The organism is Enterococcus avium (assembly GCF_002891025.1).
Lineage (GTDB): Bacteria > Bacillota > Bacilli > Lactobacillales > Enterococcaceae > Enterococcus_A > Enterococcus_A avium.
Genome location: NZ_NBSL01000003.1, coordinates 108911 through 125246, shown reverse-complemented (window position 1 = coordinate 125246; position 16336 = coordinate 108911). Strand labels below are relative to the sequence as shown.

Annotated in this window: 16 protein-coding genes; all 16 read left to right on the top strand. The window is 39.3% G+C overall.

Translation table 11 applies throughout. The annotated features are described in order from the left end of the window. Positions 1-2: 2 nt before the first annotated feature. Positions 3-1274: a PTS galactitol transporter subunit IIC gene (locus AUF14_RS16285; RefSeq protein ID WP_102866169.1), complete on the top strand. Its 1272-nt coding sequence runs from the start codon at positions 3-5 to the stop codon at positions 1272-1274. Between the two features lie 45 nt (positions 1275-1319). Continuing rightward, positions 1320-2360, top strand: a complete 1041-nt coding sequence (locus AUF14_RS16280; RefSeq protein WP_102866168.1) for a zinc-binding dehydrogenase — start codon at positions 1320-1322, stop codon at positions 2358-2360. Positions 2361-2385: 25 nt separating this feature from the next. Further along, positions 2386-3237, top strand: coding sequence for a rhamnulose-1-phosphate aldolase (rhaD, locus tag AUF14_RS16275; protein ID WP_185937954.1), 852 nt, complete (start codon positions 2386-2388; stop codon positions 3235-3237). Positions 3238-3249: 12 nt separating this feature from the next. Next, on the top strand, positions 3250-4401 hold the full coding sequence (gene fucO / locus AUF14_RS16270; protein WP_102866166.1) for a lactaldehyde reductase: 1152 nt from the start codon (positions 3250-3252) through the stop codon (positions 4399-4401). A gap of 60 nt (positions 4402-4461) precedes the next feature. Next, positions 4462-5298: a class II fructose-bisphosphate aldolase gene (locus tag AUF14_RS16265; protein WP_102866165.1), complete on the top strand. Its 837-nt coding sequence runs from the start codon at positions 4462-4464 to the stop codon at positions 5296-5298. A gap of 4 nt (positions 5299-5302) precedes the next feature. Beyond that, a complete protein-coding gene (locus AUF14_RS16260; RefSeq protein WP_102866164.1) occupies positions 5303-5986 on the top strand; it encodes a triose-phosphate isomerase in 684 nt (227 codons plus the stop codon). 3 nt (positions 5987-5989) lie between these two features. Further along, a complete protein-coding gene (locus tag AUF14_RS16255; protein WP_016179120.1) occupies positions 5990-6505 on the top strand; it encodes a YjbQ family protein in 516 nt (171 codons plus the stop codon). An 887-nt stretch (positions 6506-7392) separates the two neighbouring features. Continuing rightward, entirely contained in the window at positions 7393-8967 is a 1575-nt protein-coding gene (locus tag AUF14_RS16250) for a PucR family transcriptional regulator (RefSeq protein ID WP_102866163.1), read from the top strand. Between the two features lie 164 nt (positions 8968-9131). Next, positions 9132-10418 (top strand): cytosine permease, encoded by a 1287-nt coding sequence (locus tag AUF14_RS16245; protein WP_102866162.1) that lies wholly within the window; start codon positions 9132-9134, stop codon positions 10416-10418. Between the two features lie 2 nt (positions 10419-10420). Next, positions 10421-11524 carry a DUF917 domain-containing protein gene (locus tag AUF14_RS16240; protein ID WP_102866161.1) on the top strand — a complete coding sequence of 368 codons (1104 nt, stop codon included), beginning with the start codon at positions 10421-10423 and terminating at the stop codon, positions 11522-11524. Continuing rightward, on the top strand, positions 11517-13067 hold the full coding sequence (locus AUF14_RS16235; RefSeq protein WP_102866160.1) for a hydantoinase/oxoprolinase N-terminal domain-containing protein: 1551 nt from the start codon (positions 11517-11519) through the stop codon (positions 13065-13067). The genes AUF14_RS16240 and AUF14_RS16235 overlap by 8 nt, the downstream gene beginning before the upstream one ends. Positions 13068-13246: 179 nt before the next feature. Continuing rightward, positions 13247-13882: an AAA-type ATPase lid domain-containing protein gene (locus AUF14_RS16230; protein WP_102866159.1), complete on the top strand. Its 636-nt coding sequence runs from the start codon at positions 13247-13249 to the stop codon at positions 13880-13882. Positions 13883-14088: 206 nt separating this feature from the next. Then, entirely contained in the window at positions 14089-14550 is a 462-nt protein-coding gene (locus AUF14_RS16225) for a hypothetical protein (protein ID WP_102866158.1), read from the top strand. Between the two features lie 11 nt (positions 14551-14561). After that, complete coding sequence (locus AUF14_RS16220) at positions 14562-15278, top strand: GntR family transcriptional regulator (protein ID WP_016179127.1); 717 nt, start codon at positions 14562-14564, stop codon at positions 15276-15278. Between the two features lie 130 nt (positions 15279-15408). After that, positions 15409-15831 (top strand): PTS sugar transporter subunit IIA, encoded by a 423-nt coding sequence (locus tag AUF14_RS16215; protein WP_102866157.1) that lies wholly within the window; start codon positions 15409-15411, stop codon positions 15829-15831. Positions 15832-15852: 21 nt separating this feature from the next. Next, positions 15853-16326, top strand: coding sequence for a PTS sugar transporter subunit IIB (locus AUF14_RS16210; protein WP_016179129.1), 474 nt, complete (start codon positions 15853-15855; stop codon positions 16324-16326). Positions 16327-16336 lie beyond the last annotated feature (10 nt).

Genomic DNA, 16336 nt, shown 5'->3' with positions numbered 1-16336 from the left:
AGATGAATGCTATTTTTGATTTTTTTCAATACATCGTCAACTTAGGAGTCAGTGTGATGATGCCGCTCATCATTACAGTACTTGGGTTAATCTTTGGTAATAAATTTTCCGCGTCTTTTAAATCAGGCTTAACAGTTGGGGTAGGGTTTGTCGGGTTAAATGTCATTGCTACGCTGATGACGACGGCTATCAGTCCTGTGACGAAGGCGTTGGTCGAAAACTACAACTTCCACCTTGTAGCTACTGATATTGGCTGGGGTGTAGGTTCGTCTCTAGCTTGGGGTACGCAGATTGTTCCCTTTGTTTTTATTACAGTTATTGCCACAAATGTTGTAATGATCTTATTGAATTGGACCAAGACAATGGATGTAGATATTTGGAATTTTTGGCATTCAATGATGATTGCAGGAGCTCTTTATTTAACAACTAAGAGTATGATTCTTGCTTTGCTTAGTGCTGTGATCAATATGGCTATTGTCTTTAAAATTGCTGACTGGACTCAAAATGATTTAGATGAGGTATTAGGGCTGGAGGGAATCTCATTCCCTCAGATTCAATCTAGTGGTTGGGCATTAATTGGCTACCCATTAAACTGGTTGTTTGATCGAATCCCTGGGGTAAAGAATATTTCATGGACACCAGAAAAGGTTCAAAGCAAGTTAGGGATTTTTGGCGAACCTATGCTGATTGGCTTGTTTGTAGGCGGTATCTTAGCTGCTGCAGCAAGAATGCCGTTAGATCAAATTTTACAAACAGCGGTGACGATCGCTGCAAGCTTAGTCTTGATGCCGCGAATGGTGGCCTTATTGATGGATGGCTTAACCTTGATTTCTGAATCAGCACAAGAATGGATGCAAAAAAGATTTGAAGGCCGCGAATTATATATTGGATTGGATTCAGCATTGGGGATTGGTCACCCATACGTTTTGACGACTGGACTATTGATGATTCCTGTTGCCCTTATTTTGGCATTCATTTTACCAGGAAACAAGGTCTTGCCTTTAGCAGATTTGACAGCGTTACCATATTTTATGATATTCGCCATTGTACCTTCAAAAGGTAATTTGTTCCGAGGACTGATTACAGGAGTGATTTTCACAGCAATTATCTTGTACTGCGCAACATATGCTGCTCCGATCGTTACCCAACTTGCAGCTCAGGTAGGCTATCAATTGCCTGCAGATACTGAGATGGTCACTTCATTGGCAGTAGGTTCGCAATGGTATACATGGATTACTTATGCATTATTCAAGGCAATCGGTGGCATTTTCTAAGCATCCTTGTCTAATAAAAACTTAGTTTAATTGGAGGAATTTTATATGAAAGCAGCACTTATGTATGGAGCAAATGATATTCGAATTGAGGATATTGAGAAACCCGAATACGATGCGGAAGGATTATTACTTAAAGTAGAGGTCATTGGACTCTGTGGTTCTGATATTCGCAATTTGACAACGGACTCAAGAAAAGGGGACTATCCACATATTTATGGTCATGAAGTGGTTGGAACAGTTGCTGAAGTGGGGGAGAAATGTACCAAATTTGCCGTTGGCGACAGATTGTACGTCTATCCAGCAGTTCCTTGCTTAGAGTGTGAATATTGTCGAGCGGGTAACAGTCACAGCTGTAAGAATCTGAAGGCCTATGACAGAATTCAAGGCGGGTTTGCACAATACATGGCTGTTCCATCATGGGGCGTAAAGGGGCCAAACATTTATAAAATTCCAGATGATGTTCCCTTTGAGACAGCGATCATGGCCGAACCACTTTCTTCTGTCTACGCTTGTTTGGATAATGTGAATGTTCAAATTGGTCAGACAATTGTAATTGTGGGCGCAGGACCAATTGGATGTCTCCAAGCAGAGCTTGCTAAGATTCGCGGAGCAAATAAAGTTATCATGGTTGAAATTAACGATCAACGTTTAACAGAATCCAAAGAATTTGGCGTGGACCATACGATCAATAGTTTAAAGGTTGATGCGGTTGAGGAAGTGAAGAAGCTTACTAACGGACAAGGAGCACATGTCGTTATTTCAGCTAATCCTTCTACTAAAGCACAGACGCAAGCAGTTTATATGGTGCGGCCAAATGGGACGTTAGTCTTTTTTGGAGGTGTTCCAAAGGGTGAGCTGACACCTATCGATACAAACTTTCTTCATTATAATAGTATCTGGGTTTATGGTCATTACGGGTCAAATACGATCCAAGTAAAAGAAGCCTTTGAAACGATCATTTCCGGAAGAATTGATGCTACACGATATATCTCGGAGATCATGCCTTTAGACAATCTGTATGATGCAATCCAGCTAATGAAGAGCGGAAAGGCAAACAAAGTATTGATTAAGCCTTGGATGAATTAAGCAAAGGTCACTACACGTTGAATCAATGAGTAAAAAAATTCAATTGGAGGAAACAGCTTTGGAAAATATCATGCAATTTAGACCTATTCAAGAAATGATTGAGGTAACATCGAATCTTTATCGTTTAGGATGGGATGAAAGAAATGGTGGGAATATCACCTATCTAGTAGATGAAGCAGAAGTTCAAAAATATATCGATACAACAAAGGTAATTCGAAATATTCCGATGAGCTTTGATGGAAAAGAATTAGTTGGGAAATATTTCTTGGTTACTGGTTCAGGGAAATATTTCAAAAATGTTCAATCTGATCCTGAGAACAATTTAGGGATCTTACGGGTAGCTGAAGATGCTCATAGTGTGGATCTTTTATGGGGATATAGTGATGGAGGATTGCCAACGAGCGAATTACCAGCTCATTTTATGAGTCATATTGCTCGACTAGCAGTTGATCCTGAGAATCGAGTAGTCATGCATTGTCATGTGACACATTTGCTTGCGATGACATTCTCACATGAGATAACTTCTAAAGCGATTACTCGGACGTTATGGGAAATGTGTACTGAGTGCCTCGTTGTTTTTCCTGAAGGAATCAAAGTCTTGCCTTGGTTAGTTCCTGGATCAAATGAGATTGGGGAAGCAACTGCAAAAGCGATGAAGGACTTCCGTTTAGTGTTATGGTCCTTCCATGGCGTATACGGTGCCGGAAGAACAATTGATGAAACCTTTGGGTTAATTGAGACAGCAGAAAAAGCAGCAGAGGTTTATACCTACGTTCAAGCTCAAGGCGGCATGAAGCAAACGATCACAGATGAAAATTTCAAGGCTCTGGCTAAGCAATTTGGTGTAACCCCAAACAAAGACTTTTTTGAAATGTAAGGAGGAGAAAAAATGGCCAATAGAATTATTTTGAATGAAACATCTTATTTTGGAAAAGGCGCAATCCAGCATATAACTGAAGAATTGAATAAGCGGAACTATCAAAAAATTGTGGTTGTCACAGATAAAACTCTGATTGATCACAGTGTTGCAACTAAGGTAATGGATCTGTTAGATGAAGCAAGTGTACATTATGACACTTATGACGGTATCGTTCCAAATCCTACCATTGAAAATGTGAAGGATGGGGTAGATTTTGTTAAGAAATCAAATGCTGAATGTATGATAGCTATCGGCGGCGGTTCACCAATCGACACGGCAAAGGCAATTGGAATTATTATGACAAACCCGGAGTTTTCTGATGTTGTGAGTTTGGAAGGCGTGGCTGATACGAAAAATCCTAGTTTGCCAATTTTTGCAGTCCCAACCACATCAGGAACTGCTGCAGAAGTAACGATAAATTATGTAATCACGGATAAAGAAAACCAACGTAAATTTGTCTGCGTTGACCCCCATGATATTCCGGTCGTAGCTTTTGTAGACAGCGATATGATGATGGGAATGCCAAAAGCTTTATGCGCCGCAACAGGAATGGATGCCATGACTCACGCGATTGAAGGTTATATAACAAAAGGAGCATGGGAAATGACGGACATGCTGCATATCAAAGCTATTGAACTCATTGGTCGTTTCTTGCCGGATTCCGTTGCAGGAGATCAAATTGGTCGAGAAAAAATGGCTCTTGCTCAATATATCGCTGGAATGGGATTCTCAAATGTCGGCTTAGGTTTAGTGCATGGAATGGCCCATCCATTATCTGCTTGGTACAACATTCCTCATGGTGTTGCGTGTGCTTCATTGCTACCAACGGTTATGCGTTTCAATAAAGATTTCACTGGAGAAAAATACCGTGATATAGCGATAGCTTTAGGAGTTTCGGATGCTGAGAAAATGGATTTGACAAAGGTTCGCAACGCGGCATGTGATGCAATTGATCAGCTAAGCAAGGCAATCGGAATTCCTAGTACAATCTCAGAGCTTGGGGTAAAAGAAGCAGATTTATCAAAAATCGCCGAAGATGCCTTCAACGATGTTTGCAGTCCCGGTAATCCTCGCGATGCCTCGATTGAAGAGATTATCGAGTTATACAAAAAGCTAATGTAGAAGAATGCCTTATTTGAAGTCACTTGAAAAGATTGCTATTTATAAAAGGAGACGAATCAATTGTTAGTTTCTACAAAGGAAATGCTACAACGAGCAAGAAGGGAAGGCTATGCGGTACCTGCGCCAAATTTCTTTGATTTTTGTTCTGCTTCAGCTTATCTAGAAGTTGCCGAAGCTCTTAATAAACCATTGATTTTGGCTTTTGCACAAGCACATATGGATCAACTTGACTTGGAAGATGCCGCAATGATAGGTCGCTACTTAGCTAAAAAGGCAAGTGTCCCAGTAGCGCTGCATTTAGATCATGGAACAGACGAGACGATAATAAAGCAGGCGATAGATTTAGGGTTTACATCAGTTATGATTGACGCTTCTCAAGAGAAAATCGAGGAGAATATTATGAAAACCAAAGCTATTGTAGCGTTTGCCCGTCCAAGAGAAGTGGCTGTGGAGGCAGAGCTGGGGCATGTAGGTGCTGGAGATAATTATGAGGATCATGAGCATTCGGATTCCATCTATACAAGGGCTTCTGAAGTGGAAAGATTTATTGAAATGACCGATGTTGATTCCTTAGCGATTTCTATCGGAACAGCTCACGGTATTTATAAAGGAAAGCCTAAGATCAGCTTTAACACATTACATGATATTTTTTCAAAAACTGCTATCCCATTAGTATTACATGGCGGCTCCTCATCGGGAGAAGAAAATTTGCATCGTTGTGCCACAGAAGGCATAGCTAAGATCAATATATTCACAGATATAGTCGAGGGCGGAATGAAAGCCATCAATAATGGACGACCAACGGAGCTTTTTGAATTAGAAAATCTTCGGAGTCGGGGAATGAAAGCGGTACTGGAAGAATATTATCACCTGCTTGCTACTAAAACTTGGAGATAAGAATATGAAAAAAATTCAAACACCATTTTTTTGTGTGAATCCAAAGGGGTACTTATTTGGATCAGAGCTGCTGGAATTAGCAAAAGCAGCGGATGAACTTTCAAAACGTTATCAATTGACGGTATTCTTTACAGTTCCATTTACTGAAGCTCACCCAATTATAAGAAATACTGAGAATTTAATTGTTACTGCTCAGCACATGGATGGTATTTCCAAAGGAAAAGGTATGGGACGTATTTTTCCCGAGTCCTTAGTTTCAGCCGGTTTTAAAGCGATCTTCTTAAATCATGCAGAACATCCTATGACGTATCATGAATTGGAACAAGCAATAAGAAGAGCCAAAGAATCAGAGCTATACACGATTGTTTGTGCAAACTCAGTGACTGAAGGAAAAGCAGTGGCGCTACTTGAACCCTCAATCATCGTTTGTGAGCCCACTGATTTGATTGGTACAGGGAAAACAAGTGATTCTAGCTACATGAAAGAATGCAATCTAGCTATCAAAGAAATTTCTCGAAAAACCAAAGTGCTACAGGCAGCTGGAATAAGCACCGCAGCGGATGTAAAGAAGGCACTTGATTCTGGAGCGGATGGAACCGGAGGAACGAGTGGAATTGTTTGTTCCGACTCTCCTAAAGAGACGTTGACGGAATTGATACAATATGTCGCAAAATATAAGGAGAGCTAATAAATGAAAGTTTTAACAAAAGAGCTTATTTTAGAATCCAATGGACGTCGCGTGACGTATCATAATATTACTGAACAGGTAAAAGCATTTGTTGAAGAAACAGGAGTGAAAAACGGCTTATGCTTAGTTCAATCACAGCACACAACCTGCTCTGTTATCTTTGAAGAGTTTATGCATGATCTTGATTTTAATGGGGATGACTATCTTCAGGTCGATATGAATGCATTTTTAGATCGTCTGATACCTAGAGAGCTATCTGAAAATACAAATTATCGTTATCCTGGTCCGGCGCATAAGGATTTTCTATTCAGCTTATCCCATTCAGATCATCCTTCAGATCCAGCAGTATTATTGAATGGAGATGCTCATATTCGTGCCTCTATGTTTGGAGCAAGCGAGACGTTTGCATTAAATGACGGTTTATTGGCTATTGGTGTTGTTGGCTCAATTTACTTTATTGATTTCGATCAAAACCGCATTCGAAAACGTGTATGTCGAATCCAAGTGCTGGGTGAATAATAGACAAAGGCAATAAACTTATCGTAATCAATAAAAGTGATGCTAATGAATTAATCAATCGGAAATTCTTTTATTTGCGAGGGGACTTTAAATCAGCTGCTTCTTTATTTATAGTATGATACTCACCACTTTCGGTTGGATTCCAATCTGTCATCGATACCTTATAAAAGAATCTTAGCACAAGCCAAAATATAAAACATGGAAATTATGGGTTACTCAAATTTTCTTCATAAATCCAAACTTCGTACAGCTGTATTCTATCTTCTTGGGTGATACCGATATATTGTAACTGGACGATCATTGGTTAGATGATCGAGGTGACAACTGAATACAACTGTCTACCTGACCGCGCCCCAACTGTCGCATCTGGTGATAAAAAAAAGCCCTACTCCTGGCCGAGTAGGGCTTTCGTGTTTCTAGCACTCGAAATCTTCAAATTTCGAAAAATCATTCTAGCATGAATAATGCATATTTTCCTGGTGGTAAGTTACGATCCACCTTATCAGTAGATAAAACGCTTCTCCACTCTCCCATAAGTATTAACCAATTAATCGATATTTTGGCGGATCGCTATGAATCTGTTCATAATCGATCTGTGGGATAAAACTTCTTGTTTCTGAAGTAATGGGATTTAGGCTCGAATTTTTCGCTTCAATTTCTGAATTAACTTTGACCATAATAAAACTGGGTGTAGCAAGTGAATTCTTGAATTGATATAATCAGAATAATTCTATTGGCTGGGTTTGCTGAATGAGCGGTAACTGATTCTACATGTCGAGAGGAGATCATACGAAGCTGTTCTCTTAAAATAGAGGACTTGAACTATCAAATTGATCGCAATCACCTCCCCAGCCACCAAAAAAAAGAAAGGATAAGAGGGAATTTATATGGGTGTAAAATTAGAAGAATTGTTAAAGCTTCCTTCATTGAAAGAAGCGAAAGTAGTGAGTGGCGCGACGAATCTGAGTAATACCGTGACTTCTTTATCCTTTCTGGAAGTATCTGACATGTCGTTTTTCAATGAAAAAATTGGTCTGCCAGATGAGTATTACGCAGGGGAACTGGTCATTGGTTCCTTTTTTACGATCAAGGACGATGTTGAAAAGCAATGTGAAGCAATTCGCCGGCTGCATGGACTAGGAGAACTCGGTATTATCCTGTATTATGTCGGCATTGTTTTAGATGACTTGGCGCAAGAGGTTATCGATGTGGCCGAGGAGCTAGGCTTTGTCATCATAAAAATGCCTGAGAATGATTATTCGTTGAGATACAACGAAGTAATAGTCGAAGTGATGACCGAGTTGCTCAAGCAAAAATCAACGGAAAATATCGTAAATGAAGTGTTAGAGAAAACGTCTTCCTTACCAGAGCACCTTAGAAATGTTGAAATGAGTTTAAAATCTCTTTCGGACTTGCTGCGGGCCAACATTATTTTGACAGATGAAGAAGGAGAAATAATCAATCAAATAAGATGGCCGAGAAATTCAAAACTAAAGCTGGCAAACTTTTTATTGAGTGCTGATCGAAATGCCAATGCGCCAATAAAAAAAGAGAATTGTTGGGTATTTTCTAGAGAAATCTTTCATAAGGACAATGGCGTATTGAACGTATATTTAGTCAAGGAGCATGAACCTCTAACGCCAGCTGAATGCGAGCAGTCGGTGGAGCTGATTCAAGTCGCATTAAATCTGTGGGGGAAAAAGCATGGCGAAGTGAGTGAGCATGGACTGGTCAAAGCCATCTTGAATGATGAAAGCGAGAAAATGTATCGCTTGGCAAACAAACTGTCCATTGATGTCAAGAGTATCAATTTAATGTGGCTATTTCAACTGAAGGGACCTGAAAAAGAAAAGGAGATAAAAGCGGAGGTTCTTGACTACATAACCAAGTACTATCACACAAGTATTGTCCAGCTAGTGGAGGACCAATTAATTGTTTTGCTAGGAAATTATCGATACAACGAGCAGGAGGTAGCTTTGAGTGAAAACTTTTTAGGCAGCAGTCAGTTTGTGATGGAAATTGAGAGTCTGGCGGTTTGTCCTCGTTTGAGAAACACGACAGACGTTCGAAAAAATTATCAATTGATCAATAGCTTAAAGGAAGAACTTTCGACCCTGTTTATCGGTAAAAAGCATTTTACAATCAGCGAAGTGCGCCAAGTTCAGCAAGCAATCGAGTGCGTACGTTCTGGAGAAGTAAAAGTCGATGAGGTATTAAGGAACATCCAACCAATTATTGAGAATACTGAGCAAATGCACACATTATGTACGTTTCTGTTGGATGCTGATGCCGATTATCAAAAATGCGGGGAATATTTATTTATCCATAAAAATACAGTGAAATACAGAATTAAGCGAATCAATGAGCTTTTGGGCTGCGACGTGACGAGAATCTCTGATAGCTATGAATATTCAATTACTTGTCTGGTCTATCGAATCGTTCGTCGTTCAAACCTCTTATGATCGAAGAACTTGGCTGCCTGCACTATCCAATCTCTGCTGGATAGTGCAGGCAGTCTTATTTGCATTGTAAAAAAACAAAAAATATTCTCATTTATTTTTCATTTAGAAAAAGACATCTGCTTTTGCCTCACGTATAATCGGGATTTATACAAGGGGGGAACGATATGGAAGATAAAAATAAAACACAATCCTGGTACAGCTTAGCATTTATTTGGGGCGGTTCGATGGTCTGTGTCCCGAGTTTATTAATTGGCAGTACCTTAGTATCGGGAATGAGTTTGGGAAAAGCGTTGTTGGTTGGGCTGATCGGATATGCGATTACAGTAGTCATTATGATTCTTCAGGGAACGCAAAGCGTGGATCTGCATAAACCAACTGTTCAAATTGCAAAACAGGTTTTTGGCGAGGTCGGATCGCAACGAATCATTTCCATTATTTTAGCGATTGCTTGCTTAGGATGGTTTGGTATCCAAACAAATGTCGCAGGAGCAGCCTTTGCTAATCTTTTAGGTCTATACGATATTCATATTTCAGTCCCAGTCTCTTCAATAATATGGGGAATCATTATGCTTGTTACAGCAATTTATGGGATTCGTTTGATTCGTCTGATCAACTACATTGCGGTTCCATATCTTGTCATCGTGTGTCTATATGGCCTATTCGAGGCTCTTTCCTCTGGACAAGGCAACCAACTTTTGCAGGCGTATCAGCCGACGAGTCAGCTTTCATTTTTTGACGGCTTAGCGGTAACGATCGGCTCATTTGCCTTAGGAGCAGTCATTGCCGGCGACTATTCGCAGTTTTCAGAAAAGCGTTCAGATGTTGTAAAGGCCGCAAGTGCTGGGATTATTCCGGCAGGCGTATTGATGATCGCTGTAGGAGCAATTTTGGCTATCGTCAATAAAACTTCTGATATTAGCAGTGTGTTCATGAACATTGGCTCACCGCTGATCGGAGGGATTGCACTAATCTTGGCTACTTGGAAAACAAACGTCATTAACGCGTTTTCGGGCGGGTTAGCCATTATTAATGTGTTTGGTATTTCAAAAGAAAAAGAAAAAATCGCCGTAGCAATTGCTGGTGGTATCGGAACCTTACTAGCAGTTGTGGGGATTTTAAATTATTTTGTCCCTATTATGTCCATCTTATCAGCGATGGTTCCGGCAGTTGCTGGAGTAATGATCGCCTCTTACTGGGTCGTCCAAAAAGGCGAACCTTCAAATTGGGCACCCGTTTCAGGAGTCAATTGGCTGGGGATCATTTCTTGGTTAATCGGTGCAGTTATTGCAGTAATTCCTGTAGTGCTTGGCTTTTTCCCATCGTTGCCGCAATTTCCTAATCAGCCATTGATTGGAATCATCTTATCCTTTGGCTGCTACCTAGTTGGGAACAAGCTTTTTGTCAAAGAAGAAAATAAAAGAACCATGCATACAAAGGAAATGGAGGAGTAGCAATGCGTTATTTAGATGAAGAAGCAATTGAAAATATTGCTGTTGGAGCAGCGTTCTTAGGAACAGGTGGAGGCGGAGATCCCTATATTGGTAAAATGATGGCCCTATCAGCGATCAAGCAACACGGTCCTGTACGCTTGATTTCTCCAGATGAAGTTCAGGATGACGACTTCTTTATTCCTTCAGCCATGATGGGTGCTCCTTCAGTGTTGATTGAGAAATTTCCAAAAGGTGATGAGTTTCTTCGTGTTTTCCAGAAGCTGAGCCGCTATTTAGGAATCGAAGAAATCGCAGGAACATTTCCAATGGAGGCAGGCGGTGTGAATTCCATGATTCCTATTGTGGTAGCCGCTTCTCAAGGAATTCCGATTGTCGATTGTGATGGAATGGGTCGGGCATTTCCAGAGCTTCAGATGACGACCTTTAATCTAGGAGGAGTCTCCTCAACACCGATGGCCATCACAGATGAAAAAGGAAATATCGGCATTTCAGAAACAATCAGCAACAAATGGACAGAACGATTGGCCAGAGTACAAACAGTGGAGATGGGAGCCAGTTCATTGATCAGCATTTACCCAGCTACCGGTCGTCAATTAAAAGATCATGGCATTCACGGCATCGTGACTCTTTCAGAGAAAATCGGGGAAGTAATCCGCAGTAACGATTTAGAAGAGTCAACCAAGTTAGAAAAGCTACTTAAATTAATCGATGGTCTAGAGCTGTTCCAAGGAAAAATGATGGATGTCATCCGTAAAGTAGAAGGCGGCTTTAACTTTGGGGAAGCAACTCTGGAAGGCTTGAATCAGGATGCAGGATCGACTATGAAGATCTATTTCCAAAATGAAAACCTGATCGCTGAAAAAGACGGCAGTGTCATCACCATGACGCCCGATCTGATCTGTATGGTTGATTTAGAAACCTTGATGCCCGTAACCACCGAGGCGTTAAAATACGGGAAAAGAATCCGCGTTTTAGCCTTACCTTGTCATGAAAAATGGCAAACCAAAGAAGGCATCAACACTGTTGGGCCGCGCTATTTTGGCTACGATTTAGATTATATTCCGTTGAAGGAGTTAGCGATAAAAGGGGGGCATAAGCATGTATAGAATTGGAATTGACGTAGGCGGGACCAATACGGATGCTGTGATCATTAATGAAAATTTGGAGCTTGTTCATGGTGTCAAGGTGCCTACAAGCGGGGATATTCAAACAGGGATCGAAACGGCTTTGCATAAGGTCATGGCTGAATCTCAGATTGAAGCAGGCAGTATTAGCCATGCGATGCTTGGCACCACTCAATGTACCAATGCGATCGTTGAACGAAAAAAACTATCGAAGGTCGGCGTGATTCGTCTAGGCTATCCTGCCACTGCTTCCGTTAAACCCTTCACGGCTTGGCCAGAGGACATGATCGAATGTCTCGGAGAAAAATTCGAATTATTGCACGGCGGCTATGAATATGATGGTCAGATTTTGTCGGAAATGGATGAAGACGAAGTTAAGACAGTTTTAGCCAATTGGCAGGGGAAAATTGAATCATTAGCGATTGTTGGAGTCTTTTCTTCGCTGAAAAACGATCAAGAGCTGCTTGTAGAAAAATGGGCAAAAGAAATATTAGGCGAATCCATTCCGATATCTTGCTCCTCGCAAATCGGTTCTGTCGGCCTGTTGGAAAGAGAAAATGCCACGATTCTAAACGCTGCGTTAGACAAGGTCATGGCGTTAACCAGCAGCGGTTTTGAACGCGCACTGAAAAGTGAAGGGATCAATGATGCTGAGATTTATCTCTGTCAAAATGATGGCACACTAATGTCGATTGAATACGCGAAACGTTTTCCTATTTTAACCATCGCCTGTGGCCCGACGAACAGTATTCGCGGAGCTTCTTATTTGGCTAGAATCACAAATGCCATCGTCTTGGATGTTGGAGGAACGACCTCCGATTTAGGCGTACTAGCAGATGGATTTCCGCGAGAATCCTCAATAGCGGTTGATGTCGGGGGAATTCGAACAAATTTCAGAATGCCGGATATCGTTTCCATTGGTCTTGGTGGCGGAAGTATCGTTCGTGAAGTAGGCGATCAGGTTACTGTTGGTCCAGATAGTGTTGGCTACAAAATCACTGAAGAAGCACGGGTATTTGGCGGAAAGCAATTAACCACCACTGACATCGCCGTGCGCTTGGGTCTTGCCGATATTGGAGACAAAACACTGGTTGAAGATGTTCCGCTGGAGCTTGCCGAAAAAGCCTATGCAACGATCAAACAAATGACCGAAGAAGCGATTGATAAAATGAAAACCAGCTCAGGCGATGTGGATTTGATATTAGTTGGCGGAGGCGCAATCATTATTCCGCAAGAACTAGCCGGAGTAGCAAACGTTTATCACAATCCACACGGCGGCGTCGCCAATGCGATCGGAGCGTCCATTGCGCAAATAAGCGGACAATACGAACAAATCTACATTTATACAAAACTATCAAGAGAAGACAGCATGAACGACGCCAAACAAAAGGCGACCCATCAAGCAAAATTAGCAGGGGCTATCGAAGAAACCATTGAATTGGTTGAAGTCGAAGAAACCCCACTGGCCTATCATCCAGAAAATGCCACACGCTTACGAGTGAAAGTTGTAGGGAAGATGGAATAATCTATAAATGAAAATAGACTCGATTTAGAAAATGAACTTTCTAAATCGGCTCTGTTTTTGTTTAATGACTCTGAAATTTTAAGATATTAAGAACCCTATAATAACTCGTTTTTTATGAATCTTGATTCTAATAGCGGTTATCAAAAACTTTAGCATAATTAGAAAAACTATTTACATTTATGGATAAAGGGAATTTCACAAGAATTGGTGAGACAAAACCACGTAAAGCTGAGGTGCGTTTGGCTTTTGAAACAACAGAAAAACCTCAAGAATTTATGCAAACATTTTTAAGAAGAATTCCGATCCATATCTATATTCCCAATATGGATGGACGAGGAATAATGGAGAAACGCCAGATGATCGAATATTTATTTGGTAAAGAAAGTCGAAAGCTGAACAAACCGATTGAAGTTACGCCAAGAGTAATGAACATTTTACTGCAGACGTATTATGAGGGAAATATTGGAAAGATTGAGAATACGATCAAATATGCCTGTGATAGTGACATTGTCCGGAACGAACAGATTCAAGTGAGAATTCAGTTACGAGATTTACCGCAAAAAATCTATGCTCGTAATACTCAGCAAGAAAAATGGTCGACATTTGAAGGGTCAAATCTTATCTTTTCTGGTTTCTGTGAAAGAAAGCAGGTTTCTAGCCGAACTAAGGAGCTGGCTAGTTTTATTTCTCGGATAGTACTGTTTCACGAGCACTTTGAGAATGGTGAGGAGACTTTACATGAATTGAAAAAGCAATGGTTACAACAGGTAACTCAATTCATGGATGAGTTAGTGTATCAAGATAAATATGATTAATCTTTTTGTTTTCAGTTTTAATTTTTTTTAATCAATTGGACATCTGGACTTCGAAAGTGGTTTCATTAAATGACTACTTATGAAGTCCAAGATGTCTTTTTTTGTATAGACTTCAATATTTATATATTTAATTATTTTGTGTGATGGAATGCTGAACCTAAGCTATGATAAAATATTTACAAACAAAAAGGAATAGGGGATTACGGATGATTAATAAAAAAGTCAGAGTATATCAGACTCCTTTGGAAAGGGCTAACACATCATATGATACAGAGGTACATAAAGAAATTATTCATCAAGAGAAAAATTTTTACAATGTACTTTTTGATAATATACAAGTAGGAAAGGTAATAGAACGGCGTTTTCTAATAAAAAAAGATGATTGTCCTATAGCATTTATAAAATCTTTTATTCCGTGTATCCACTCAAATATTAAATCAAATGAATGTGTTAACCTAGAAAAAGAAGTAGATGATTTACTACAGGTTAAAATAGTTAAAAAGGAGTTTTCATTAACTTGGCCAACGAATGAAGAGGCGGAAATACTGCATATCATTGGTGATGGTCAAATAATAGTTGAGAAACAATACTTATTGAACCGCGAAAATAAAATAATCAGATATGAAGAAGAAAGTTCAAGTCCAGAGACATTCATTTTTGAGGAATAGTAGGTGATTGCATGGGAAAATTTTTATATCAAAAAGCTCGAGAAGAAATAATTTCTTTGATACAAGATGGAGATATTAAACCTAGTGAAAAAATAATGCCTGAGCGAGAGTTATCAGAATTGCTTGGATACAATAGGATGACTATAAAAAAAGCAATCAACTCATTAGTTGCTGAGGGTGTTCTTATAAAAAAAAGGGGAGCGGGTACTTTTTTGTTAGGTACAGATAATTCCAATAAGTTTGATATTGGAGATGAGGCACCTATTTCTTTAAGCCAAGGCATAAAAGTAAAAGGTATGATTTCTTCTAGTTTCGTTGAATCCTTTAAGATTATCTATGATACACCTGAATTGATGACTATTTTCGGTGATTATTTTGAGTTCTTTGAGTTGATTCGAGTAAGAGAGGCTGATAGTGAAGCAGTGTCAATACAAAAAGCATATTTTCCATTTAGATTATTTAAGGATGCACACCGTTATGATTTTAGTCAATTTTCTCTTTATGACTACATGGAATATAAAAATAAACGACCAATAAAATTTAAGAAAAGGTTCTTCGCTCGGCGTGTTGAGAAAAATATGAATTTAGAAAAAATTGGTGCTCGTGCTGGTGAGTACGTCCTATGTATAGAGTACTTAGGTTACACAGAACAAAATGAGCTCGTTGAATATACACAATCATTTTTTGATTCCAACAAAGTTAACTTAGCTATAGAAATACCAAGATGATTGGTTCCTTAATTGGTTCCTAAAAGAGACCTATTTTGAAAATTGGTCTCTTTTTTATTGTTTTAAAGCGTTTTCCAACATATTATTAAGATAAAGAAAGATAGAAAAAAATAAAAACTGGAGGACAAAAATGGAGATAGTTTTAGCTAGTCATTCCAACTTATCCGTTGGAATGAAGGAAACCACTGAGTTTATCATGGGAAAACAAGATAATCTTCATGCAATTGCAGCGTATGTTGAAGAAGGGAAAAGTGTAGGTGATCAGTTAGAAGAATTGGTTTCTAGTCTCGCAACAAATGAGGTGCTTTTTATAACCGATTTAAAGGGAGGTAGCGTAAATAGTGCAGTGAGTGAGTATATGATTGGAAAAGAGAAATATTTCCTGATTTCAGGAATGAATCTTGCTTTAGTATTAGAATTGTTATCAGTATCATTCAAGAAAAAAAGAGAAGAGGTGATAAAACAATTGGAAGAAATCGTCGTTAACTCGGCTAGTGGAACTGAAGTAATTGATGTAAATAATTTGGGAACCCAAATAGATGAAGATTTTTAAACTTAGGAGGTTTTAAAAAAGATGATTAAAATGACAAGAATTGACTACAGATTATTACATGGACAAGTAGCTTTTGCATGGACAAAGAACCTATCAGCAAATGCAATACTGATCGCAAACGATGATGTTGTAAATGATTCGTTTAGAAAACAAACGTTAAACTTAGCAAAACCGAATGATACGAAGCTTATTTTTAAAAGTATAGAGGATTCAATTAAAGCAATAAAAAGTGGTGTTACAGATAAATATAGTGTGTTTATCGTAGTCGAAAATGTTCATGATGCTTATAGATTAACTAAAGCTGTCCCAGAGATTAATAAGGTCAATTTAGGTTTATCTGCTAAGAGAGAGAATACTGAAAACATTGCCAAAGCTGTTTATGTTACAGAAACTGAGATTAAGGAATTAAATGAATTAGTTGGTTCAGGAGTAGAAGTCTTAGTAAAACAAGCACCAAACGATGCGAATGTTGAATTTAGATCACTTTTGAAATAGAAAGAAGGAG

Excerpts from the sequence above, each read along its gene's own strand:
- AUF14_RS16210 (WP_016179129.1), top strand. The coding sequence starts at position 15,853 with ATGATTAAAATGACAAGAATTGACTACAGATTATTACATGGACAAGTA.
- AUF14_RS16230 (WP_102866159.1), top strand. The coding sequence starts at position 13,247 with ATGGATAAAGGGAATTTCACAAGAATTGGTGAGACAAAACCACGTAAA.
- AUF14_RS16260 (WP_102866164.1), top strand. The coding sequence starts at position 5,303 with ATGAAAAAAATTCAAACACCATTTTTTTGTGTGAATCCAAAGGGGTAC.
- AUF14_RS16215 (WP_102866157.1), top strand. The coding sequence starts at position 15,409 with ATGGAGATAGTTTTAGCTAGTCATTCCAACTTATCCGTTGGAATGAAG.
- AUF14_RS16220 (WP_016179127.1), top strand. The coding sequence starts at position 14,562 with ATGGGAAAATTTTTATATCAAAAAGCTCGAGAAGAAATAATTTCTTTG.
- AUF14_RS16285 (WP_102866169.1), top strand. The coding sequence starts at position 3 with ATGAATGCTATTTTTGATTTTTTTCAATACATCGTCAACTTAGGAGTC.
- AUF14_RS16255 (WP_016179120.1), top strand. The coding sequence starts at position 5,990 with ATGAAAGTTTTAACAAAAGAGCTTATTTTAGAATCCAATGGACGTCGC.
- AUF14_RS16250 (WP_102866163.1), top strand. The coding sequence starts at position 7,393 with ATGGGTGTAAAATTAGAAGAATTGTTAAAGCTTCCTTCATTGAAAGAA.
- AUF14_RS16235 (WP_102866160.1), top strand. The coding sequence starts at position 11,517 with ATGTATAGAATTGGAATTGACGTAGGCGGGACCAATACGGATGCTGTG.
- AUF14_RS16240 (WP_102866161.1), top strand. The coding sequence starts at position 10,421 with ATGCGTTATTTAGATGAAGAAGCAATTGAAAATATTGCTGTTGGAGCA.
- AUF14_RS16225 (WP_102866158.1), top strand. The coding sequence starts at position 14,089 with ATGATTAATAAAAAAGTCAGAGTATATCAGACTCCTTTGGAAAGGGCT.
- rhaD (WP_185937954.1), top strand. The coding sequence starts at position 2,386 with ATGAGTAAAAAAATTCAATTGGAGGAAACAGCTTTGGAAAATATCATG.
- AUF14_RS16245 (WP_102866162.1), top strand. The coding sequence starts at position 9,132 with ATGGAAGATAAAAATAAAACACAATCCTGGTACAGCTTAGCATTTATT.
- AUF14_RS16280 (WP_102866168.1), top strand. The coding sequence starts at position 1,320 with ATGAAAGCAGCACTTATGTATGGAGCAAATGATATTCGAATTGAGGAT.
- fucO (WP_102866166.1), top strand. The coding sequence starts at position 3,250 with ATGGCCAATAGAATTATTTTGAATGAAACATCTTATTTTGGAAAAGGC.